The sequence below is a fragment of the Chitinimonas lacunae genome, from assembly GCF_042650885.1.
GTDB lineage: Bacteria > Pseudomonadota > Gammaproteobacteria > Burkholderiales > Chitinimonadaceae > Chitinimonas_A > Chitinimonas_A lacunae.
The window spans coordinates 574,870-596,925 of record NZ_JBHSBU010000001.1 but is presented as its reverse complement, the minus strand read 5'-3'; the positions used below and the strand labels follow the sequence as shown (position 1 = coordinate 596,925).

23 protein-coding genes and 1 other RNA gene are annotated in these 22,056 nt (G+C 61.6%); 14 read left to right on the top strand and 10 right to left on the bottom strand.

Translation table 11 applies throughout. From position 1 onward, the window contains the following. Positions 1–49 precede the first annotated feature (49 nt). The 4 genes from ACFOW7_RS02565 to ACFOW7_RS02550 are packed head-to-tail and all read left to right on the top strand — an operon-like array spanning position 50 to position 1,102. On the top strand, positions 50–469 hold the full coding sequence (locus ACFOW7_RS02565; RefSeq protein ID WP_378160687.1) for a helix-turn-helix domain-containing protein: 420 nt from the start codon (positions 50–52) through the stop codon (positions 467–469). Next, positions 466–624, top strand: coding sequence for a hypothetical protein (locus tag ACFOW7_RS02560; protein ID WP_378160685.1), 159 nt, complete (start codon positions 466–468; stop codon positions 622–624). Before ACFOW7_RS02565 ends, ACFOW7_RS02560 begins: the two co-directional genes overlap by 4 nt. Next, positions 621–875: a hypothetical protein gene (locus ACFOW7_RS02555; protein ID WP_378160683.1), complete on the top strand. Its 255-nt coding sequence runs from the start codon at positions 621–623 to the stop codon at positions 873–875. The genes ACFOW7_RS02560 and ACFOW7_RS02555 overlap by 4 nt, the downstream gene beginning before the upstream one ends. Then, the gene (locus ACFOW7_RS02550) at positions 872–1,102 is read left to right on the top strand and encodes a helix-turn-helix transcriptional regulator (RefSeq protein WP_378160681.1); all 231 of its coding nucleotides are present in this window, start codon (positions 872–874) and stop codon (positions 1,100–1,102) included. Before ACFOW7_RS02555 ends, ACFOW7_RS02550 begins: the two co-directional genes overlap by 4 nt. On the opposite strand, the gene ACFOW7_RS02545 is transcribed toward ACFOW7_RS02550, so the two are convergent. From ACFOW7_RS02545 to smpB, 4 genes are all read right to left on the bottom strand, one after another. Beyond that, entirely contained in the window at positions 1,083–2,285 is a 1,203-nt protein-coding gene (locus tag ACFOW7_RS02545) for a tyrosine-type recombinase/integrase (protein WP_378160679.1), read from the bottom strand. The genes ACFOW7_RS02550 and ACFOW7_RS02545 overlap by 20 nt on opposite strands. 306 nt (positions 2,286–2,591) lie before the next feature. Further along, on the bottom strand, positions 2,592–4,172 hold the full coding sequence (guaA, locus tag ACFOW7_RS02540; protein ID WP_378160677.1) for a glutamine-hydrolyzing GMP synthase: 1,581 nt from the start codon (positions 4,170–4,172) through the stop codon (positions 2,592–2,594). Positions 4,173–4,204: 32 nt separating this feature from the next. Beyond that, positions 4,205–4,570, bottom strand: a complete 366-nt coding sequence (locus tag ACFOW7_RS02535; RefSeq protein ID WP_378160675.1) for a hypothetical protein — start codon at positions 4,568–4,570, stop codon at positions 4,205–4,207. Between the two features lie 96 nt (positions 4,571–4,666). Next, a complete protein-coding gene (gene smpB / locus ACFOW7_RS02530) occupies positions 4,667–5,116 on the bottom strand; it encodes an SsrA-binding protein SmpB (protein ID WP_378160673.1) in 450 nt (149 codons plus the stop codon). Between the two features lie 93 nt (positions 5,117–5,209). On the opposite strand from smpB, the gene ACFOW7_RS02525 reads away from it, so the two are divergent. From ACFOW7_RS02525 to ACFOW7_RS02510, 4 genes are all read left to right on the top strand, one after another. After that, positions 5,210–6,223, top strand: a complete 1,014-nt coding sequence (locus ACFOW7_RS02525) for an asparaginase domain-containing protein (protein ID WP_378160670.1) — start codon at positions 5,210–5,212, stop codon at positions 6,221–6,223. 75 nt (positions 6,224–6,298) lie between these two features. Next, positions 6,299–7,603, top strand: coding sequence for a sensor domain-containing phosphodiesterase (locus tag ACFOW7_RS02520; protein ID WP_378160668.1), 1,305 nt, complete (start codon positions 6,299–6,301; stop codon positions 7,601–7,603). 39 nt (positions 7,604–7,642) lie between these two features. Continuing rightward, positions 7,643–7,741, top strand: an RNA gene (ffs, locus tag ACFOW7_RS02515) — signal recognition particle sRNA small type. A 140-nt stretch (positions 7,742–7,881) separates the two neighbouring features. Next, positions 7,882–8,523 (top strand): TetR/AcrR family transcriptional regulator, encoded by a 642-nt coding sequence (locus ACFOW7_RS02510; RefSeq protein ID WP_378160666.1) that lies wholly within the window; start codon positions 7,882–7,884, stop codon positions 8,521–8,523. A 102-nt stretch (positions 8,524–8,625) separates the two neighbouring features. Here the strand turns inward: ACFOW7_RS02510 and ACFOW7_RS02505 are convergent, their stop codons facing one another. The 4 genes from ACFOW7_RS02505 to ACFOW7_RS02490 form a co-directional block, all read right to left on the bottom strand. Next, complete coding sequence (locus ACFOW7_RS02505) at positions 8,626–9,858, bottom strand: hypothetical protein (protein WP_378160664.1); 1,233 nt, start codon at positions 9,856–9,858, stop codon at positions 8,626–8,628. Between the two features lie 306 nt (positions 9,859–10,164). After that, positions 10,165–11,781, bottom strand: a complete 1,617-nt coding sequence (locus ACFOW7_RS02500) for a GMC family oxidoreductase (RefSeq protein ID WP_378160662.1) — start codon at positions 11,779–11,781, stop codon at positions 10,165–10,167. Continuing rightward, positions 11,774–12,328 carry a hypothetical protein gene (locus ACFOW7_RS02495; protein ID WP_378160660.1) on the bottom strand — a complete coding sequence of 185 codons (555 nt, stop codon included), beginning with the start codon at positions 12,326–12,328 and terminating at the stop codon, positions 11,774–11,776. Before ACFOW7_RS02495 ends, ACFOW7_RS02500 begins: the two co-directional genes overlap by 8 nt. Before the next feature lie 16 nt (positions 12,329–12,344). Next, the gene (locus ACFOW7_RS02490; RefSeq protein WP_378160658.1) at positions 12,345–13,772 is read right to left on the bottom strand and encodes a coniferyl aldehyde dehydrogenase; all 1,428 of its coding nucleotides are present in this window, start codon (positions 13,770–13,772) and stop codon (positions 12,345–12,347) included. Positions 13,773–13,950: 178 nt separating this feature from the next. Between ACFOW7_RS02490 and ACFOW7_RS02485 the strand changes: the two genes are divergently transcribed. From ACFOW7_RS02485 to efp, 4 genes are read left to right on the top strand one after another with little or no spacing between them, the layout of a single operon-like run. Next, entirely contained in the window at positions 13,951–15,129 is a 1,179-nt protein-coding gene (locus ACFOW7_RS02485) for a vWA domain-containing protein (protein ID WP_378160656.1), read from the top strand. Next, the gene (locus ACFOW7_RS02480) at positions 15,122–15,496 is read left to right on the top strand and encodes a hypothetical protein (protein WP_378160654.1); all 375 of its coding nucleotides are present in this window, start codon (positions 15,122–15,124) and stop codon (positions 15,494–15,496) included. Before ACFOW7_RS02485 ends, ACFOW7_RS02480 begins: the two co-directional genes overlap by 8 nt. A gap of 52 nt (positions 15,497–15,548) precedes the next feature. Further along, positions 15,549–16,679 carry an elongation factor P maturation arginine rhamnosyltransferase EarP gene (gene earP, locus ACFOW7_RS02475; protein WP_378160652.1) on the top strand — a complete coding sequence of 377 codons (1,131 nt, stop codon included), beginning with the start codon at positions 15,549–15,551 and terminating at the stop codon, positions 16,677–16,679. 48 nt (positions 16,680–16,727) lie between these two features. Continuing rightward, positions 16,728–17,291 (top strand): elongation factor P, encoded by a 564-nt coding sequence (gene efp / locus ACFOW7_RS02470; protein ID WP_378160650.1) that lies wholly within the window; start codon positions 16,728–16,730, stop codon positions 17,289–17,291. A 685-nt stretch (positions 17,292–17,976) separates the two neighbouring features. On the opposite strand, the gene ACFOW7_RS02465 is transcribed toward efp, so the two are convergent. Further along, on the bottom strand, positions 17,977–19,701 hold the full coding sequence (locus tag ACFOW7_RS02465; RefSeq protein ID WP_378160648.1) for a SulP family inorganic anion transporter: 1,725 nt from the start codon (positions 19,699–19,701) through the stop codon (positions 17,977–17,979). Positions 19,702–20,050: 349 nt separating this feature from the next. On the opposite strand from ACFOW7_RS02465, the gene ACFOW7_RS02460 reads away from it, so the two are divergent. Both ACFOW7_RS02460 and trxC read left to right on the top strand, forming a co-directional pair. After that, complete coding sequence (locus ACFOW7_RS02460) at positions 20,051–20,914, top strand: MBL fold metallo-hydrolase (RefSeq protein WP_378160646.1); 864 nt, start codon at positions 20,051–20,053, stop codon at positions 20,912–20,914. 24 nt (positions 20,915–20,938) lie between these two features. Beyond that, the gene (gene trxC, locus ACFOW7_RS02455) at positions 20,939–21,379 is read left to right on the top strand and encodes a thioredoxin TrxC (protein WP_378160644.1); all 441 of its coding nucleotides are present in this window, start codon (positions 20,939–20,941) and stop codon (positions 21,377–21,379) included. Positions 21,380–21,664: 285 nt separating this feature from the next. Here trxC and ACFOW7_RS02450 read toward each other — a convergent pair whose 3' ends face one another. Further along, positions 21,665–22,024, bottom strand: coding sequence for a hypothetical protein (locus ACFOW7_RS02450; RefSeq protein WP_378160642.1), 360 nt, complete (start codon positions 22,022–22,024; stop codon positions 21,665–21,667). Positions 22,025–22,056: the final 32 nt, after the last annotated feature.

Here is a 22,056-nt window from a genome sequence, read left to right as displayed (position 1 = left end):
CTCCAAGCCCCAGGAATTGGGGCTTTTTCTCGACCATTTGGAGCACACCATGACCGAAACCACGCAGCCCGCCCGCACCCGTAATACCGCCAGCTCGCCGATCGGCAAATTTCTCAAGAAGCTGCGCATCGACCACGACGAAGTGAGCACGCAAATGGCCGGACGGCTGGGTGTCTCGACGAACCTCTTGAGCGACGTCGAAACCGGCAAGAAGCCCGTGCCGGACAGCTGGCCTGCCCTGATCGCCGAGCATTACGAACTGTCCGGCGCGGCGCTCGAGGAACTGCGCCGCGTAGCCGTGCCGTCGTCGTACACGATCAAGCTGTCGCCCGAGGCGACGCCGCTCCAGCGTGCTGCCGCCGAGGCGGTGGCACAGCGCTGGGGCCGAATTGACGACGACGGCGCGGTGGCGCTGCTCGAACTGCTCGACGACATCACCCCTGACGCGCCCGAGGTCACGCCGGCATGATCATCCCGACCTGTGCCGACTACGGCGAATACAACGAGATCCGGCCGCGCGCCGAACTGCTGGTCGATTCCGAGCAGGTGCTGACGCCGCAGCAGCTGAGCCGGATTCTCAGCGATGCGCTGGGCTTGGATGTGGCCGAGGAGCAACCATCGTGACCCGCGCGCCGCTCAGCCAGGGCTGCTGGGTCGATCTGGAAGCGACCGGACCGGTTCGCATCTCTGCCGTCCCGGACTGGGACATCGCTGGCCAGGCCGCCGCTCGGGAACCGTGGACGCCGGAGGAGCTGGCCGCGCTCGACGACGGGCTCACCCAGCTCGAGGTGGACCCGAAGCCCGACTTGACCTGCCCCCAAAAAACTATACCCGACATCACGTCGGGCATTTTTTCGAATGGAGAACCGCAATGACCTTCAGAACCTTGATCAACCGCAAGAAGCTGCTCGCGATGATCCCGCTGTCCGATCGCACCATCTACAACCTGGAACAGCGCGGCGAGTTCCCGCGCCGTATTGCTCTGACCAGCCGGAACGTAGCGTGGGATTTGGCCGAGATTGAAGCGTGGGTCGAGTCACGAAAGAACTGCAGCGCCCAGGCGATGCGCCCGGGCTACCATCCTATGGCTGAGCCCGTCTGACCGTCCACTCGTCAATCATGTCAGCCCAGTCTTGCAACATGGCCGTGCGCTGCTCGCGGTACTCGGCCTTGTTGTAGACGGCTCTGACGCCCTTCTGCTCGTGCGCTAGGCACTTCTCGATCCAATCGGTGTTGTAGTTGGCCTCGTGCAGTAGCGTGCTAGCCGTTCGCCGCAAGTCATGCGGCCCGAATTTTGCAAGCGGCTTACCTTCTTTCTGTGCCAGCCTGTACGTCAGCGTCAGCACCTGATTAAGCGTCGCGCTGCTCATCGGCGTATCCGAGTCGTACCGCGACGGCAATACATAGTCCGATCCGCCCGCGAAGGTCTTAAGGGCGATAAAGATATCCAGCGCCTGCCTGGACAGAAACACCACATGCGGGTTACGCCGCTTCATCCTCTCCTTTGGAATCGTCCAAAGCGCCTCCGCAAAATTAATCTCACTCCATTTCGCCTTCGTCAGTTCGCTTTTACGCACCATCGTCAACAGCAGCAATTTGGCAGCCGCCCGAATCGAAGGGGTGGTGCCAATGCGCTCGATGTACTGGTACATCAACCCGATTTCATCGGGCGTCAGTGCTCGGTCGCGCGCTTCGAGCCGGGCAATACTAGCCGGGCGCACCAGCTCGCCCGGATTCTCGGCCTTCTGGCCGTGCTCCATAGCCCAGCGGTAGACCTGCGCTACCACTTCGCGCGCGTGCAATGCTGTCGCCGGTGCACCCCGCGCCACAATGGCATCAGTCAGCGCGCGCAAATCTTCGTGGTTGATCTCGGTCAGCTTCCGGTTTCCAAACTTCGGCTTTACCTCGCGCTCATAGACCGCGCGCCGCATGTCCCGGGTGGACTCGGCCATCTGGTAACCGCGCAGCCACTTTTCCGCCCAAGCGTCGAACGTCTCCGCATCCCGAACGCGGGCTTTTTGTCGCGCCTTCTCCTTCGCCGGTGACTTGCCAGCCGCGACCATCTTCTTGGCCTCGCCCAGCAGTTCCCGAGCTTCGCTCAGAGTAATTCCCCCAACACCGAAACGACCGAACGTGACGGTCTCTTGCCGGCCGTTGATGGAGTAGTTGTAGCGAAACGAGACGGTGCCAGTTTCCGTAACAGCGACGTAGAGGCCGTCGCGGTCAGGAACCTTGTAGAGCTTGTCCTTTGGTTTCAGGTTGCGCAGTTTGGTATCGGTCAGCATGGTCTCGGTCCTGGTGGGTTGGAAATACCATGATTCGAGAGCTCATTTTTTCACCGAAAAACCCTTTAAAAATCAAAGGCATTTCCGATTTTGATACCATGCTCACCCCGAAAAAGGTGGTATGGTATTGAGCACTACTCATGGCATCGAAATCCATCGTACCAATCGCCATACCCCAAAAAACTATTGCTTGGGCGTGCTAACGGTTACCAGAAACTGCCGAATCAGGACGTGAAAAAGCCCGCATTGACGCGGGCTTCGGAGGGTTTTAATGCTTTTCGGTACCTGTAATTACCAGAGGGTAGATCATTCCCACTCGATCGTTGCCGGCGGCTTACCCGAGACATCGTATACGACGCGGTTGATGCCGCGCACTTCATTGATCACCCTATTCGACACTCGGCCGAGCAATTCATAAGGCAATTCGGCCCAGTGGGCAGTCATAAAGTCGCTGGTGACGACGGCACGCAGCGCCACCACCCACTCGTAAGTGCGACCGTCGCCCATCACCCCTACCGATTTGACCGGCAGGAATACGGCAAACGCCTGACTGGTCAGTTCGTACCAGCTCTTGCCGCGTGCCGGGTCGCGGGTATTACGCAGCTCTTCGATAAAGATCGCATCGGCCCGCCGCAGCAGGTCGGCGTAATCGCGCTTTACTTCGCCAAGGATACGGACGCCCAGGCCCGGACCCGGGAAGGGATGGCGATAGACCATATCGTGCGGCAGACCCAGCGCCACGCCGAGCTGGCGGACTTCGTCCTTAAACAGCTCACGCAGCGGTTCGAGCAGCTTGAGGTTCAGGGTCTCGGGCAGCCCGCCCACATTGTGGTGGCTCTTGATCGTATGCGCCTTCTTGGTCTTGGCACCGGCCGATTCGATCACGTCGGGGTAGATGGTGCCCTGGGCCAGCCATTTGGCGTTATCGAGCTTCTTGGCTTCGCGCTGGAATACTTCGACGAATTCGCGACCGATGATCTTGCGCTTCTGCTCGGGGTCAGTGACGCCTTCGAGATGGTGCATAAACTCGGCGCTGGCATCGACATGGATCACTTTGACGCCCAGGCCACGGGCGAACATATCCATCACCATCTGGCCTTCGTTGAGGCGCAAAAGGCCATGATCGACGAAGACGCAGGTCAGACGATCACCGATGGCCCGGTGAATCAGGGCGGCAGCGACCGAGCTGTCTACGCCACCCGAGAGGCCGAGCAGCACTTCCTCATCGCCGACCTGTTCACGAATCTTGGCGACCGCTTCCTCGATGTAGTTGGGCATGGTCCACGACGGTTTGGCGCCGCAGACATAGAGCACGAAGCGATGCAGCATCTCGGTGCCGCGCTTGGTATGGGTGACTTCGGGATGGAACTGCACCCCATAGTAACCACGGTCCTCGTCGGCCATGGCGGCGTAGGGACAGGACGGTGTCTCGGCGATGGCATGAAAACCTGGCGGCAGCTCGGCCACCTTGTCGCCGTGGCTCATCCAGACATCGAGATAGCCGTTGCCGGCGTCGTCGATACGGTCGCTCAGCCCTTCAAACAGCTTGGAATGGTGACGTGCCTTGATCTCGGCGTAGCCAAACTCGCGCTTAGCCCCGGCTTCGACCCGGCCGCCCAGCGCCTGTGCCATCCACTGCATGCCGTAGCAGATGCCCAGCACCGGCACCCCCAGCTCGAACAGGCCGGCATCGGCCAGGTAGGTTTCCTCCTCGTAGACCGAGTTCGGCCCGCCCGACAGGACGATGCCCTTGGGCGCAAACGCTTTGATGAAATCGAGCGATACGTCGTAGGGATGGAGTTCGCAGTAGACGTGAGCTTCTCGAATCCGGCGGGCGATCAACTGGCTGACCTGGGAACCGAAGTCGAGAATGAGGATTTTATCCATGGCGGGGTCTTTCGGGAGGGAATGGCAGGTGGTCATTGCGACCAAGGCGAGGTCGTCCCGTCGCTGGGCTTGCCGTCAGCAGACTGACGGCGTTCGGGAATGGCGGGCAACCGGGCTAACAGCAGCAGCAGACCCAGTACGATCATGGCGATCGCACCGGCTACGCTCAGGGTGATACTGCGTTGGGCAATGCCGTAGAACAGGCCACCGCTGAGCATCCACATCGGAGCGGCGACTACCGTGGACTTGTTGACGCCATCGAGCAGCAGCTGCACCACACCCACGGCAACCAGACCAACCGACACCAGCACACTGGTGGTCGGCAGCAGGTCGGTGGCAGCGAGCAGCCATAAGCTGCCGATAACGATCAGGACTGCGGGAAAGGCGGTATTACGCATCACGCTCACCTATCAGAGTGACAAGGGGACGACCGTAGGAGCGTGATTTTACCGGATTCGTTCAGTTTGCAGCAGAGCGGTGGTCGTCCCGACCGATCAACGGACCTTGTTCTTGAGCAGACGCTGCTTTTCACGTGCCCATTCGCGCTCTTTTTCGCTCTCGCGCTTGTCGTGCTGCTTCTTGCCCTTGGCCAGGCCGATCTCGAGCTTAATCCGCCCTTTGAGGTAATGCATATTGAGCGGCACCAAGGTGTAGCCAGCGCGCTCGACCTTGCCGATCAGCTTGCTGATTTCTGCCTTATGCAACAGCAACTTGCGGGTACGGACGGGGTCGGGATGGATATGGGTCGAGGCCGTCGGCAAGGGAGTGATATGGCAGCCCAGCAGCCAGAAGGCACCGTTGCGCAGGACCACATAGGACTCCTTGATCTGGACCCGGCCGGCTCGGATCGATTTGACCTCCCAGCCCTCCAGCACCAGTCCGGCCTCGTAGCGTTCTTCGATGAAATAGTCGTGGAAGGCTTTTTTATTGTCAGTGATCGTCATAAGGGTTCCCGGTGCGCCCTGCGCTAGCCTAGCCGGCGTGAGCGCTGGTAAAGTCGCGGGCAAAATTCGCATGTTACCGCAAGAAGGATAGTCATGGCCCATCGTCGTCTGTTCGTGATCTATGCCGGTGGCACCATAGGCATGCAGAAGACCGCCGCGGGCCACGCACCGGCCGCCGGCTATCTGCCGACCGAACTCGCCGCCATCGCCCGCCGCACTCCCGGTTTTCCCGACTATCTGCTCAAGGAATACAGCCCGCTGATCGACTCGTCCAATCTGCAACCCGCGCATTGGAACCAGATCGTCGAGGACATTGCCAACCACTACCACGACTTTGACGGCTTTGTGGTGATCCATGGCACCGACACCCTGGCTTATACGGCCTCGGCCTTGTCGTTCATGCTGGAAAACCTTGCCAAGCCCGTCATCGTCACCGGAGCCATGGTCTCGCTGGCCGAGCAGCCCAACGATGCCGAGCAGAACCTGGTCGATGCCTTCTATTGGGCAGGCCGATCGACCCTGCATGAAGTCTGTATCGCCTTCAACCGCCAGCTATTGCGCGGCAACCGTGCCCGCAAGCTCTGGGGCGCCGATATGGGAGCGTTCGGCTCGCCCAACTACCCGATACTCGGCCGCTTTCAAGGGGAAGCCGAGCTCAATGCCGCGCTGTGTCTGCCGCCGCCGTCGCAGCCATTTCGCGCTCACCGTATCGACCCTGAACTCGCCATCGCCGGCCTCAAGCTCTACCCCGGCCACAGCACCAGAATGTTGGCCGCTGCACTGGCCACCCCGCTGCGCGGGGCCTTGGTCGAGAGTTATGGCGCCGGCAACGCGCCCGACGCCGATCAGGCACTGATGGCCGCCTTTGCCGAAGCCACCGCACGCGGCTGTGTGCTGGTCAACTGCACCCAGTGCATCTCGGGCAAGGTGGAGATGAGCCAATATGCCGCCGGCTCGGCATTGGCACGGGCCGGTTTGATTTCGGGGCTCGACATGACACCTGAGGCGGTACTGACCAAGCTGTATTTCGTGCTGTCGCAACCGGCCGGGCTGCTTAACCCGGAAGACCTGTTGACCACCAATCTGCGCGGCGAACTGAGCGCCTGAGGAGGCCATCGCCGCGTTGCTGCGCTGTGGTCAGCGTGCCTAATATAAAATCACGCGTTTTCCGCTCGACAGCCCATGACCGTGACCGCGCCGTTCCAACTCGATGCGTTGCTTGGCCTGGTCTATCAGGAAGACACGGCCTATCTGGCGCATCGTGACAATCTGGTGCTGCACAGCCACTTCCAGCCCATCTTCAGTTTTGCCCATCGACGGGTGGTAGGGCACGAAGGGCTGCTGCGGGCCTGGTCCGACAATGGGCGCCAGCTATCCCCTTATACCGTGTTCGCCTCGGCCCGCTCGGAGCCGGAATTGGTGACGCTGGACCGGCTGGCGCGGCTGCTGCATAGCCTGAATTTCTCCCGGCTGAGCACCCAGCAGCAAAGCGGCATGCAGTGGCTGTTTCTCAATGCCGAACCCAACGCCTTTGCCCATGCCGGCCAATACGGCCGCTTCTTTCCGGAAATGCTGGAGAAGGTCGGCATTGCACCGACCCAGGTGGTGATCGAGGTACTGGAGACCGCCATCGAGAACAACCGCCAGTTGGCCCGGGCCGTCGATTATTTCCGGGAAATGGGTTGTCTGATCGCCATCGACGATTTTGGCGCCGGTCACTCCAATGTCGATCGAATCTGGCGTCTGCGGCCCGATATCGTCAAGCTCGACCGCACCTTGATCGCTGACGCGGCCGACAATCCGGAGGCCCGCCATATCCTGCCGGGCCTCGTTACCCTGCTCCATGAAGCCGGCTCGCTGGTGCTGGCCGAAGGCATAGAAAACGACTGGGAGGCCTTTCTGGCCATGGAGGCCGATTGCGACCTGGTGCAGGGTTACTACTTCGCCACGCCTAGCCCCAATTTGTTCGAGCCGGAAGCGCTGCGCCATACCTTCGAGCAGTTATGGCGCAATTTCGAAACCACCATGCATCGCGAGATCAATCAGAATCAGCAGTTGCTCGCCCCCTATACCAAGGCGCTGCTCCATGGCGCCGATCGGCTGGTCGAAGGCGGAGCCTTTGAACAGGCCACCGCCGAATTCCTGACCCAGCGCTTGTCGCTGCGCTGTTTCTTGCTTGATGCCGTTGGCTGCCAGGTCGACGATTGCCTGAGCGAAACCCATCTTGGTCACCATCCGAGTGCCGATCGCTTTGCGCCGCTGGCCGACACCAAAGGGGCGATCTGGTCGCGCCGTCAGTACTTTCGGCAGGCGATGCGCCGCTTTGGCGAATTGCAGATTTCCCGCCCTTATCTGGCGCTGACCGATGGCCAACTCTGCGTCACCCTGTCGCTTGGTATCCGCATCAATAACCAGCCCTTCGTGCTATGTGGCGATTTAGCTTGGTATGCCGACAGCGAACTGCTCGACGGCGCCGGTCAGGGGTGATATAGTTCGGCCTCTATCGCAATGGCGGTAGGACTCTATGGCGGGTCTCCCCGCATTGCAGGGTCGTGAACCTGGTCAGGTCCGGAAGGAAGCAGCCATAGCGATTTACTGCAAGTGCCGGGGGTCAGGCTCGCCACCTCCCCTCTCTTCGCTTTCAGTCGTCCACCCAGCTTTTGTATAAGGGTGGCAATATATTTCTTACTTGGCGCTTACAATCGCTAGAGCTTTTGTGCGTGCCGTAGTAGAGTCCGCCTGCTATCCATTCGTCATCGCCCCGCATGAAAACCTACGACCGCATCGTTCAAGAGAGCCTCAAGCTGTTCAACGAGCACGGCGAGCGTTCGATCACCACCAACCATATCGCGGCCCATCTGGGCATCAGCCCGGGCAATCTGTACTACCACTTCCGCAACAAGGAAGAGATTGTCTACCGGATCTTCCTGCAATATCGCGACTATATGCGCGATAACCTGCAGGTGCCGTCCGACCGCGCCATCGTCGCCGAAGACCTGGGCCGCTACCTCGAAACCGCCTTTGCGGCGATGTGGCAGTACCGTTTCCTGTTCTACGACATGCCGGGCCTGCTGGCCCGCAATCCGAAGATGCAGGAGGCCTACCACGATTTCGTGCGTACCGATATGACGGTGATCCTGGGCCGTCAGTTTGCCGAATTCGTGGCGATCGGCATGGTCGATATTCCGCTGACCGATCTGCAACCGCTCGCCACCAATGTCTGGATGCTGGTCAAATTCTGGTTTGCCTTCCAGCAATCCATCCACCCGCATACCCCGATCACCGAAACCACCGGCCGCAGCGGCGTGCGTCAGGTCCTCTCGCTGCTCAAGCCTTATATCCAACCTTCGTTCCGCGAACGGTTCGAAGCGCTCGAACAAGGTTACGCCGTTCACACGCCCGTTTAATCGTTCCGCACAAATTGATACAAATCGCGCAAGAGCCGCTCCGGCTCTTGCAGTTGTTTTGCTGAATATTTTCTACACAGCCAGAAACGGCTGATAAGCGACTCAGTCGCCCGTCCGCCACAGTTCAAACGGCACCCCTGCCTCAAACCGATACCTCAATCGGTCTCCCACCAAGACACACGCTTCCCCATCCCCTTGGGGTCGATACACATCGATCGATTCGCTATGGCCGAGGCTATAGGCGCGGCCGAACACCAGTTCACTGGTAGCGATCAGCCTATCCTGCCGCCGCCCTCGTTCGCTGTCGCTGTAGACCAGGGTGAAATGGGTTTCGTCCGGCAGTTCGATACGGACCCGCCTGACGCCATCGGCCAACGCCACCGCCTCGGCCTTGATCGGCGTGACGGGCTTGCCGCGCAACACGGCCACCGAACCATCGAACGGGCTGATCGACCATTGCACCAGTGCCCGATCGGCCGCCTGGTAGCCGGCTTCGCGGTCATAACGCGACACCTTGGGGCCGAACCACAATTCCAGATGGTCGGCATAGAGCGGTTCAGTCCCCTGCCGGACCCAGTGCGGATCACGGATTTCCACCACCAGACCGACATCGCCAAGCTGTAGCAGCCGGAATTCGGCGCCTTTGCCGGCACCGTGGATACGAAATCCCCCCGCTGCCAGGTCACCCCTGGCGCTGCCATCGATATGGAGGGCGCAGTTGCCCAGCCCATGGCGGCGCCAGTCATAAGCGGCGATCCTGCCGACCCGTGGCACCGTCAGCGCCCGTCGTGTCTTCGCCTCGCCATCGGGCGCACCGGCCGCGTCGGCCGCGACAGTACGCTGGTCGAACAGCAATAGCCGGCGATGGTCGCGGTGGATCTCATCCATCCACTCGCCCTCCGAACCGGCCCAGGCGCTGGTATGGGCACTCAACAGCAGGCGCAGTTGCGGCAGGGAAATCGTCCGCCCCGTCGCCCAGCGATCCCCTGCCCCTCCATTGCGGGTCAGCACCAGACGGTCGCCCACGATTTCGATACCGTCTTCGCCTATCCCCGAGGCACCATGGCCGGTATTGCAGAAGGTCTCGATCACCGAAACCCTGCGGCCGGCACGCAGCAGCAGATGAGCTGGCGGCGCTTTCAGGCTCTGTTCCGTCTCCTCGCACCAGGGCAGCGGCTTTGGGGCGCTGAATTCGGCATGGATCAGTTGCTCCCCGCCACGGCCGCGCCACAGCACTGTGCTGGTGCAGTCGGTGCGGCCAAGACAGACCGGATCGGCCGGCGCGGCCAACAGACTCGCACAGCACAGCAAGGCAGACCACCACAGAGCACGCATCAGGCTCACCTGGGTTGATAGGACAGGATCAGCGGGCAGGTTCAAGCGGTGGAGCCGGAAGTACAGGGTCGCCGCACCGAAACCCGCCAAGCATTTACCCTGGCTCAGCGATTCGAGCGCTGTCTGCGCTTCCCGCATCCTCAATGGCGCCGGCAGCAGCAAAACCATCCCCCAAACAGCCACACAGCAGCGTCAGCAATCGGGCAAGCAGGCGGGACAGCGCTTGTCATCGCAGCGCGTCCATTTCGAATACCGCGCGGTGGACAAAACAAGACAAGCGGTCAACTGGCCCCCTTACAGGCGGCACTAAGCGCTTTCCTTCCGACCGGTCAGTTTCTCTGCCAGCTTGACGGCATTGCGGGTAACCAGACCGTAGATCGACAGTTGCGGATTGGCACCGATCGAGGTCGGGAACACCGAGCCATCGAGCACATACAGCCCATCGAGCTGGTGGAAGCGGCCGTAGCCATCGACCACCCCGTCCTCGGCCTTGGCCGCCATCGCGGCACCACCCATCACATGGGCCGACACCACCTTGGCCCGCAGCACTTCGAGCGGCAACTGGCGGATGCCCTCGCGAGCCTCGGCCCAACTGGCGTAGCCCTCGGCCGTCACATCCTCGTGAATCGGCACCACCCGGGTCGCACCGGCGGCGAACTGCAATTCGGCCATGGTCAGATAGGCGCGGCGCAGTCCTTCCCAGACATAGCCGGTGATCGGGTAATCGAGCAGCGGCGTGCCATCGGCCTTGAGGCTGACCGATCCGCCCTGGCTGTCCTCATGAAAACCGTCGCGCAACAGGGCAAGCACCACCTGGAGCCGATCAAACCGCTCCATCACGCTGCGGTGCTTATGACCGAAACCGGTCATGGTGATGGCAGTGAGCACCGGATGCAGCGGCGGGACTTCGAGTTTGTAGCCGATCGGGCCATCGACCGGCAGCGTGTCGAGAAAATGGTCGGAATAGACGCTCTGCGGCGCGCCTTGCCAGCCTTCGACCTTGAAAGGCATAAAGGCGCCCGAGATATTGACCGGGTGCAGAAAGGTGCGACGACCGATCCGCCCTTCAGGATCGGGCAGACGCGAGCGCAGCATCAGCGCCGGGGTATTGATGGCGCCGCCGGCCAGCACCACGGTCTTGGCGCGTACCAGCAGTTTTCTGCCGGTCGGACGCAGACCATCGGCGTCAAGCGCCTGGCATTCGACGCCCACGGCGCGGCTGCCTTCGGTCAATACCCGCTCGGCCCGGGCATGGGTATAGAGCGAGGCGCCAAGGTTCAGCGCAGCCGGGATCGTCGTCACCAGCATCGACTGCTTGGCATTGCTCGGGCACCCCATCCCGCAGTAGCCCAAATTGAGGCAGCCGTTGACGTTGCGGCGGATGCGCGACCAGTGGATGCCGATGCGCTCGGCCCCGAGTTGCAGCACCTGATTGTTGATATTGGGCTCGACATTCCAATCGCTGACATTGAGCCGCTTTTCAGCGCGGCCGAACCAGGGGGCCATGGCCTCGACCGTCATTTCCTCGAGGCCGAAATGGTCACGCCAGAAACGCAGCGTGGTGGGCGGCGTGCGAAAGCTCGACGTCCAGTTCACCACGGTCGAGCCGCCTACCGTGCGGCCTTGCAGGATGGTGATGCCCTTGTCCTTGGTCTGCCGGCCGGCCGACTCCTGATAAAGGGTCGGGTAGGCGGTCGATTCGGTCAGATCGAAATGCTTCGAGGCGTAACGCAATCCCCCCTCTTCGAGCATCACGACCTTGAGGCCCGCCTGGGCCAGGATTTCCGCCGCCACGCCGCCGCCGGCCCCGGTGCCGACCACCACCACATCGGCTTCGATGGTCTGGTCGGTGGTCAAGGTGGCCGCGTCGATCAGCCGCCATTTCCCCGAGGCCAGGCCCTCGGCGATGATGTCCTTAGGCATTCCAGAATTCCTTCATATAGGCAGGCGGCCCCGCGTAGGCGATACCGACCCAGGCGCGCGGGTTGCCGTACCAGGCAGCGAACACGATCTGATGCAGCGCCTGATAGCCGCTGCGCAACAGCGATAGCGAGGAATAGCGCCAGCGCGACAGGAAGTGGGCAATGTCCTCGTCGCTCGCCTCGCTCCAGGAGCGGGTAACGCCGGCGATCCAACGCCGGCCAAGCGGCTGATTGAGCAGGGCCAGCAATTCTTCGAGTTCGTCGCGCACGGCTCCGGGCAGACCGGCCACCACGGTGTCGCAGCCCAGCACCACCTCGTGCAGCGCAGTCTCGAATTCGGCTTCGTCGCGCGGCAAGGCACCGGCCAGCATTACCCGGCCGATGGCGGCAAAGGCGGTGCGGCTGGCACCGTCGAGCACCCGGAAGCGGCTCTCGGCCGGGACTTCATATTGCGGATCGGGCCGCAATGGCCCATAAGCGAGCCGTGCCGCCCCCAACAGGGCGGCGCCGGCGATACCAGTCTGGATGAATTGCCGACGTGTCAGCACCAGGAGTCTCCCGCGCTCAGCGCAGCATGAATTTAAGCAGCGCCTCGATACGCGGCCCATAGGGCGGACGCATCAAAGGCAGGCCGTTGAGGCGCGACTGGGCAAATACCCCTTTGCGCTTGGACATCGTGTCAAAGCCATCGCGGCCATGGTAATGCCCCATGCCCGACGGGCCGACGCCGCCGAACGGCAGATCGTCCTGACCGACATGGATCACCGTCTCGTTAATGGCCGCCCCGCCCGAATGGGTGCGGGTCAGCACGCTGCCGATCCGCTCGTTGTCGTGATCAAAGTAGTACAGCGCCAGCGGCCTTGGCCGGGCATTGATATAGCTGATGGCTTCGTCGACCGAATCGACGGACAGGATGGGCAGGATCGGACCGAAGATCTCATCCTGCATCAGGCGCATGGCCTCGCTGACATTGAAGACCAGGGTCGGCGCGAGCTTGCCCGAGGCCGGGTCGCACTCGCCAAGCGGCACCACCCGGGCACCGTGGCTCAGGGCATCGTCGAGATAGCCTTGCAGCCGCTCCAGATGACGCCGATTGATCACGGCACTGTAGTCGGGGCTGGCGGCCAGATCGGGATACCACTGGCGCACCGCCTGTCGTGCCGCCTCGATAAAGGTCTCTTCCTGGCCGCGCGGCAGCAGCACATAGTCGGGTGCCACGCATGTCTGACCGGCGTTCAGGCATTTGCCGTGCAAAATCCGCTCGGCGGCAGTGGCGATCGGATAGTCACGATGCACCACCACCGGCGACTTGCCGCCGAGTTCGAGCGTGACCGGGGTCAGATTGTCGGCTGCTGCGCGCATCACCTGGCGGCCCACCGAGGTCGAACCGGTGAACAGCAGATGATCCCAGGCATAGGTGGCAAAGGTTTGTGCCACTTCGACGCCGCCGTTGATCACGGCCACTTCGTCTTCACTGAAGAATTCCGCCAGCGCCAGTCGCAGCGTTTCACCGGTGCGCGGGGTATATTCGGACATCTTGATGATGGCCCGATTGCCGGCAGTGAGCGCCGAGGTCAACGGGCCGACCGCCAGGAGCAGCGGGTAATTCCACGGCACGATAATGCCGACCACGCCCAGGGGCTGCGGCACCACGCTATTGCTGGCAGGCAGGAACCAGATCGAGACGCCGCGCTTTTCGGGCTTCATCCATTTGCCGACATGGCGGCGGCTATGGTCGATACCGGCGTAGGAGGGAAAGAATTCGAGCAGCTTCGACTCGTGCAGCGAGCGATGGCCGAAGTCCTCGGAGATGGCACGGCACAGCGCATCCTGGTGTTTTTCCAGTGCCAGCCGCAGCCGGCCCAGGCGATCGCGGCGTACCGCTGCTGATGGGTAGACGTCGGCTGCATAGGCACTGCGCTGGCGGGCGAACAGCTCAGCCAGCCGCTGCTTTTCCGCTTGATTGTCGTGCGGGGCGAATCCGGGTTGCATGTCGTCCTCCTTGGCCGTGTGCGGCCTATTGGGTGAGTCGAGGCATTCTAGAGCAGGCGCTAGATTGGCGCGTTGTCCAATCACGCCAAATCGGACGAAAAGCCCACAGGCCGCCCGGCCGATCCGCTCTAACGCTAGAATACGCTGTCTCGTCGCTGCGACATCACCCTTTCTCCCCATGCTGCTCGACTTTTTCTTCGCCCTGCGCGACGCCAAGCTCCCGGTTTCCATCAAGGAATTCCTGACCCTGCTCGAAGCGCTCGATCGCCGCTTGATCAGCGGCAGCCTCGATGACTTCTATATTGTGGCGCGTGCCCTGCTGATCAAGGACGAATCGTATTTCGACCGTTTCGATCAGGTGTTCGGCCGCTATTTCCACGGCGTCGACCATCTGCTCGACAAGATCGAGGCCGATATTCCCGAAGATTGGCTGACCAAACTGATCGAGAAGCAGCTCAGCGAAGAGGAAAAGGCCCAGCTCAAGGCCATGGGCTGGGAAAAGCTGATGCAGACGCTCAAGGAGCGGCTGGCCGAACAGAAAGCGCGCCATCAGGGCGGCAATAAATGGATAGGCACCGGCGGCACCAGTCCGTTCGGTGCCTATGGCTATCATCCCGAAGGCATCCGGATCGGCCAGGACGGCTCGCGCCACCGCCGTGCCGTCAAAGTGTGGGATCAACGCCAATTCCGCGATTTCGACGCCAACCAGGAACTGGGCAGCCGCAACTTCAAGGTTGCCTTGCGTCGGCTGCGCCAATTCGTGCGCCAGGGCGAGGCGGAACAGCTCGATATCGACGCCACCCTCAAGGCCACCGCCAATAACGGCGGCTATCTCGATCTGCGCTTTAGCCACGAGCGCCATAACGCGGTCAAAGTGCTGCTGTTTCTCGATGTCGGCGGCTCGATGGACGACCATATCCAGGTCTGCGAAGCGCTGTTCAGTGCAGCCCGGGCCGAGTTCAAGCATCTGGAACACTTCTATTTCCATAACTGCGTCTACGAATCGGTCTGGCGCCATAACCAGCGCCGCCACAGCGAACGCACCCCGACCTGGGATGTGATCCATACCTACCCCGCCGACTACAAGCTGATCTTCGTCGGCGACGCCACCATGAGCCCTTACGAGTTGAGCTATCCCGGCGGCTCGGTCGAGCATATGAACGAAGAGCCGGGCACGCTCTGGCTGCAACGGCTGCTCGACCGCTATCCCTCGGCGGTATGGCTCAACCCGGTCGAGGAACGCTACTGGGAATACACCGAATCGCTCGATATGGTGCGCAAGCAATTGGGCCAACGGATGTTCGCGCTCACGCCAGCGGGCATCGAGGCGGCGATGAAGTCCTTGCTCCGTGGCTGAAGACTGCCCCCGCTGCGGCCTGGCACTGGGACGCTTCCACGCCAACAGCCACCTCCCCGGCCAAGTCCGCGAGATCGTCCGTTGTCCGCACTGCCAGTACCAGGAAGCCCACGAACTCGTCCCGGGCACGATCGAAGCCGAGCCGGACCATTTTCTCCTTCTGCGCCCCACCCCCAGGCCGACGTTGTGTCAGCTTCAAGCACTGCGAGCCGTCGCCGAGGCATGGCGCGAACTGCCGCTCGCCATGCTGAAAAGTCGTCTCGCCACCGAGGCAGCCGTGAAACTCGGCCCTTACGGGCGGAAATATCTCGCCGAGGCCGCCCGGCGCCAGTTGGAGGCGGCCGGATGGGAGGTCAGTCTGGAATAAGCCATATATAAAATAATCTGCAAAATGTCCGCAATATTCAGAGCCACTTATATTGAAAAATAAATCTTTTGATATTTTCTGCACTGTGATCGACAACTACGGCGACATCGGCGTCTGCTGGCGCCTGTCGCGTCAGTTGGTTGCCGAGCACGGTGCAACGGTCAGGTTATGGGTCGACGATCTGGCGAGCTTTGCGGTACTGGAGCGGCGGATCGATCCGACTCAGTCGCAGCAAACGCTCTGCGGCGTCGAAGTGCGCCATTGGTCCAAGGATTGGTCCGACGTGACGCCGAGGGAAGTGGTGATCGAAGCGTTTGCCTGCGACCCGCCCGAGCCCTTCCTGCTCGCCATGGCCGCCATGAAGCCCGCGCCGGTCTGGATCAATCTCGAATATCTGACGGCGGAAAGCTGGATCGACGATTGTCACGGCCTGGGCTCGCGCCATCCGCGTCTGCCGCTGACACGTCATTTCTTCTTCTCGGGCTTCTCGGCGACAAGCGGCGGGCTGCTGCGCGAGGGCGACTTGATCGAGCGCCGGGAGCGGTTCCAGCGGATGGAGCGGGAAAGCTGGCTGGCTGGACTTGGCATCGAGCCGTCCGCGCTGACATGGCCGTGCCATTCGCTGTTCTGTTACGACAATCCGGCGCTGCCGGGGCTGCTGGCGCGCTGGACAGGCGAAGCGCCGCGTCTGCTGCTGGTGGCCGACGGCAAGCCGAGACGGCAGGTCGAGCAGTGGCTGGGACGGGAGTTTCCCGTGGGCACGATGGCGGAAAGCGGCGCCTTACGGCTGTTTGCCCTGCCTTTTTTGAGCCAGGACGACTATGACCGGCTGCTCTGGTCCTGTGACCTCAACTTCGTGCGCGGCGAGGATTCCTTCGTGCGGGCGCAGTGGGCGGGCGTACCGCTGGTTTGGCATATTTACCCGCAGGACGACGACGCCCATCGACAAAAGCTCGCCGCCTTCCTGTCGCGTTATCAAGGGTTTAGGGACGAGCACACGGCCGATTCGGCGGAAAGCCAGTTCTGGCTCGGCTGGAACGGCGGCGATGCGGCAGCCGGCTGGGATGGCTATGCGGCGGCGCTGCCGACCCTTGCCCGCCATGCGGCGGACTGGTGCACTCAGCAAGCGCAAAGCAAAGATCTTGCGACGGCGCTGGTACTATTTATCGAATCACGGGTATAATGCTGCGTTTTTTCAACCGCTTACCTTCCTCAGCAGGAAAACAGACGCATGAAAATCGCACAGGAACTCCGTGCCGGCAACGTAGTAATGGTTGATGGCCAACCGCTGGTGCTGCAACGGGCCGAGTACAACAAGTCCGGCCGCAACGCCGCCGTCGTGAAGATGAAACTGAAGAACCTGCTGACGGGCGCTGGTACCGAATCCGTCTACAAGGCCGACGAAAAATTCGATGTGGTGGTGCTGGAGCGCAAGACCTGCACCTACTCCTACTTCGCCGACCCGATGTATGTGTTCATGGACACCGAGTACAACCAGTACGAAGTCGAAAAGGACAATATGGGCGACGTGCTGAACTTCCTGGTCGACGGCATGGAAGACCAGTGCGAAGTGACCTTCTACGACGGCCGCGCCATCTCGGTTGAACTGCCGACCACCATCGTGCGCGAAGTCGAGTACACCGAACCCGCCGTGCGCGGCGACACCTCGGGCAAGGTCATGAAGCCCGCCCGTCTGGCCGGCAGCGGCTATGAACTCCCGGTCGCGGCCTTTATCGAAATCGGTGACAAGATCGAAATCGATACCCGCACCAACGAATTCAAGAAGCGCGCTTAATCAGCCGTTTCCGGTTCGTGAAGAAAGAGCAGCCTTCGGGCTGCTCTTTTTGTTTTCCCCAAGCCATTTCTTTCAGACGAATGGCAAAACCGCTCTCCATCGCAGGCAACCCACGACACGCTCCATCATCAGCTGGACAAGTCCCAACAGGAGACAGTGCAGCAATTGCGGAATTTCGTCGCGAGTTGTGCGACGGTCACTCATCGGTGCGATAGGGAAAAAACGACCAGTGACGATCGATCCGCTTCTGGCCCTACCTCTCGGCGTCAGGCCAGCGCCTTTCCAGCAAATCCGGCGTCAGCGTGTCCGGACACAGAGCATCCGCTCAGCCCATATTGCGAGCGAGCCCGGTTTAACCGGCCATCTGCCAAACCAGCCTATGGGCTGCGGAGGGTGGAAGGATTAGGAGCAGGAGAACCTCAGGAGAGGCGGAGGGACGCATCAACCGGGGCGATTGACATAAAAGTAAAATAATATGCAAAACCGGCGCCATATCAGTAGCCGGTTTTATTTAGAAATGAACCATTACTACCAAATCAGCTCGAACAGATCGCCGTCCATCACATCTTCGAGCTTGTCGCGCGTCAGGTTGATCCGGTGAGCGGTCACCCGGCCCTACCTGTCTGACCCGAGTGAATTGCTTGAAGACCGCCCTTGTGCGACCAGCTCCTATCCATTTGCCGCATCAGATCACATAGTCCTCGACCACCCCGCGACACACCTGCAAAGCCGCATGGGTCGACAGATGCACCCTGCCCTGCAAACGTTCGATAAAGCCGCTGGCGATCAGCTTATCCATCACCGGCCCCTTCACTTCCGCCAGATGCAATGCCACGCCCTGCGCGCCGAGGCTGCGGTTCAGTTCATCCAAGGCTTGCAGTGCCGACACGTCGATCGCGTTGACCGCCGACAGGATCAGTACCAGATGATGGACCTCCCCCGCATCGGCAAGCAGCACCGCCAGTCGATGCTCGACATTGCGGATATTGCCGAAGTAGAGGCTCTCGTCGATCCGCACTGCCAGCGCCCCGGGCACGGTCTCGACCTGATGGCGTCGCACATTGCGGTAGTGCTCCGTCCCCGGCACCCGACCCACCACCGCCATATGCGGCCGGCCGGTGCGCCAGAAGAACAGCGTCAGACTCAACAGCACGCCCGCCCCGATGGCATCGAGCACCCCAAGCAGGGGCACCGCCACGGCCGTGGCCACAAACACGGCCGCATCGCGCCGGTCATAGCGCCAGGCCAGCCGCAGCACGCTCCAGTCGAACATGCTCGCTACCGCCGCCACGATGGTAGCCGCGAGCACGGCCCGTGGCAGATGGACGAACAGGCTGCCCAGACCCAGCGCCACCAGCACCATCCAGCCTGCCGACAGGATATTGGCAATCTGACTGCGCGCCCCGGCCAGTCCATTGGCGGCCGAACGGCCGAAACTGCCCGATACCGGATAGCCGCCGCTCAAGCCGGCCGCGACATTGGCCAGTCCCAGCGCCAGCAATTCCCGATCAGGCTCGATCTTCTCCCGTCGCTTGAGCGCCAGTTGCTGCGCCACCGACATACTGTCCACGAATCCGACCAGACTGATCGCCAGCGCCGCCGGCAGCAGGCCAAGCAGGGTCTGCCACGATACCGGCTCGATGCCCAGCGGCGGCAATCCCGCCGGGACAGCCCCTACCGTGGCAATCCGCCCGTCGCCCCAGGCCCAGGCGGCCAGCCCGGCGCCGATGATCACCAGCACAGGTGCCGTGCCATTGACCAAGGTGGCGGTACGCGCCGACCAGCCCTGGCGCAGGGCCAATCGCGGCAGACCGTGGCGCGCGGCCAGCAGGCCCAGCAGCGCCACCAGTGACAACACCAGCGTGGCGGGCTCAGTGCGGGCCAGTTGACCCAGCCAGTCCCACCCCCCGGCCTGCCCGGCCGACAGGCCCAGCATTGCCGGTACCTGTCCCAGTACGATCAGCAGCGCGGAACCGGCGATAAAGCCGCCGATCACCGAATGGGACAGCAGATTGGCGATAAAGCCGAAGCGCAGCAGTGCCAGCACCACCCGGATCAATCCCGACAACAAGGCCAGCCATGCCGCCAGCAAGGCATAGCTGCCCGGTGCGACGCCCGCCAGCGAGGTCGCCGTCATCAGCGAAGCCAGGGCTACCGGCCCGACGGCCAATAGGCGGCTGGTGCCGAACAAGGCATAGATCAGTGGCGGCAACATGCTGGCGTAAAGCCCGGCCTCAGGCGGCAAGCCCGCCAACTGGGCATAGGCCAGCGACTGCGGAATCAACAGCGCGGTCAGGGTAATGCTGGCAATCAGATCGGCCGGCAGGTCGGCCGACCGATAATGGCGCCACCAGCGCAGCGCCTGTACGTCAGACAAAGGCGTGCCCTCGCGATCGGGGGGATGGGACAAGTTAGGCTTCCTTACAGGACAAGGACCGGCAGATTAATGGGACAACGGCACGGCGTCACCGCGACTGGTCCGTCTGCCTTATCGAAATTCTCACGCAGGCATGCACGAAATCGTACACGGCCGGCTTGGGCTATCCATAAAATAGTCGGATTTTCCACGCTGTACCGGTTTACCCACTACGCGCCAGACATGGCGGCATGGCCTGACCGCCTTGGTTGGCGTGGAGGCAGGCACGATACGAACGCCTCAATCGGCACTGAGGCCGATATCGGCGCCAACAGAACCGTACTGCTTACACTATCTTTATGATTCGCCAAGTATGGCGCAGCGTCGAACCAGGATTGCCACCATGACCCAAGTCCCGCATGTCAAAGGCTTCTACGATCCGACCACCGGCACCATCAGTTATGTGGTGTACGACCGGGTCGGCGGCCACGCCGCCGTGGTCGATACGGTGCTTGATTACGATCCCAAGTCGGGCCGCACCCGGACCGACAACGCCGACCAGCTCAGCAGCTTTATCGTCGAGCACGGTCTGCGCCTCGACTGGATTCTGGAAACCCATGCCCACGCCGACCATCTGTCGGCCGCCATCCATCTCAAATCGCGCCTGGGCGGGCAGATTGCGATTGGCGAATCGATCCGTGAAGTACAGAAGATCTTCGCCGCCCTGTATAACCTCGACGATCTGCCCGCCGACGGCCGCCAGTTCGATCATCTGTTCCAGGCCGACGAAACCTTTCGCATTGGCGATCTGCAAGCGCAGGCGCTGTTTGTACCGGGCCATACCCCGGCCGATATGGCCTACCGGATCGGCGACGCCATCTTTGTCGGCGATACCCTGTTCATGCCCGATGTCGGCACCGCCCGCTGCGACTTCCCCGGCGGCGACGCGGCCACGCTCTACCGCTCGATCCGTCGCCTGCTGAGTTTGCCCGAGACCACTCGCTTATTTATGTGCCATGACTATCCTCCACCTGGTCGGCAGCCTAGCTGGGAATGCACCGTTTCTGCACAGCGGCTGGGCAATATTCATGTCCATGACGGCGTCAGCGAACAGGAATTCGTCACGATGCGCGAAAGCCGCGACCGCACGCTGGCCATGCCTCAGTTGATGCTGCCGGCGGTACAGGTCAATATCCGCGCCGGCGCCCTCCCTAAACCTGAAGCCAATGGCCGGGTCTATCTGAAAATACCGGTGAACGCCCTCTGAACCGGATCGGAAAGGAAAACCACAATGAGCACTTCCACCCTGCAACTCGATTGTCCGCACTGCCATACCACCAACCGCATCCCCGAAGCCCGCGTCAATGACGGCCCGCGCTGCGGCGCCTGCAAGGCACCGATACTGAGCGGCGCGCCGCTCTCGCTGACCCAGGCCAACTTCATGCCGCTGGCCCGTTCGCTCGACAAACCGCTGCTGGTCGATTTCTGGGCACCCTGGTGCGCACCGTGCCGCAGCTTTGCCCCGACTTACAGCCAGGTGGCCCAGCAGCGTAACGATGTGGTGTTCGCCAAGGTCGATACCGAAGCTGAATCATTTCTGGGCCAGCAATTCGGCATCCGCAGCATTCCGACCCTGGCGCTGTTCAAACGCGGCCAGGAACTGGCCCGGATCAGTGGCGCCCTGCCGGCTTCGGAACTGGGACGCTGGATCGATACGGCATCCAATAGCTGATCGGTTCAACACCTGATTTACCGGTCTGCCCTACCCATAAAAAACCAGGCCGCCCATCATCGATGTTGGCGGCCTGGTCTCTTTCTGTGGTCAGCGACTTATTGATGGTGGACTACTGGTTCGCTGGGAGTCTCCGACGCGGAAGGCATTTATCGACAGGCGGCGGATGCCTTGCGGGAGAAAGGAAACAGCGCAGCACATCGACCCAAAGGTCTATTCCTATTTCCATCCTTATTGGCTGAATACCGTCCCTGTATTAGCAGACATTTTTCACAAAACATTCATTTACCAGCAATGCCGCCAATGTGGCCGGCATCTGACCATACCGTGCGACCAGCCGAAGCTGAAGATAAAGCGGTTCTGGCGTTCTTCGCTGCGGACCTGTTCGAGCTGGGTTCTTTGCATATAGTCGAGCACGGGCGGTGGCATGCCTTGCTCATGCAGACGGACCATATCGCTGGCGGTGAGGTCATAACGGGCGCGGGTGTCGCGCATTTTGGCAATGATGGCATCGGGACTGGCGCCGGCTTTGGACATGGCAAGCGCTTCATCGACGGTCAAAGGCGGGACCGACATGGTGGCGCAACCGGCCAACAGCGCCGCCAGCAGAGCGGCACAAGCGCCGCGAGGCAGGATGGTGGGCATGGTGTTTCCCCTGGGCAATGATGAACATCGTT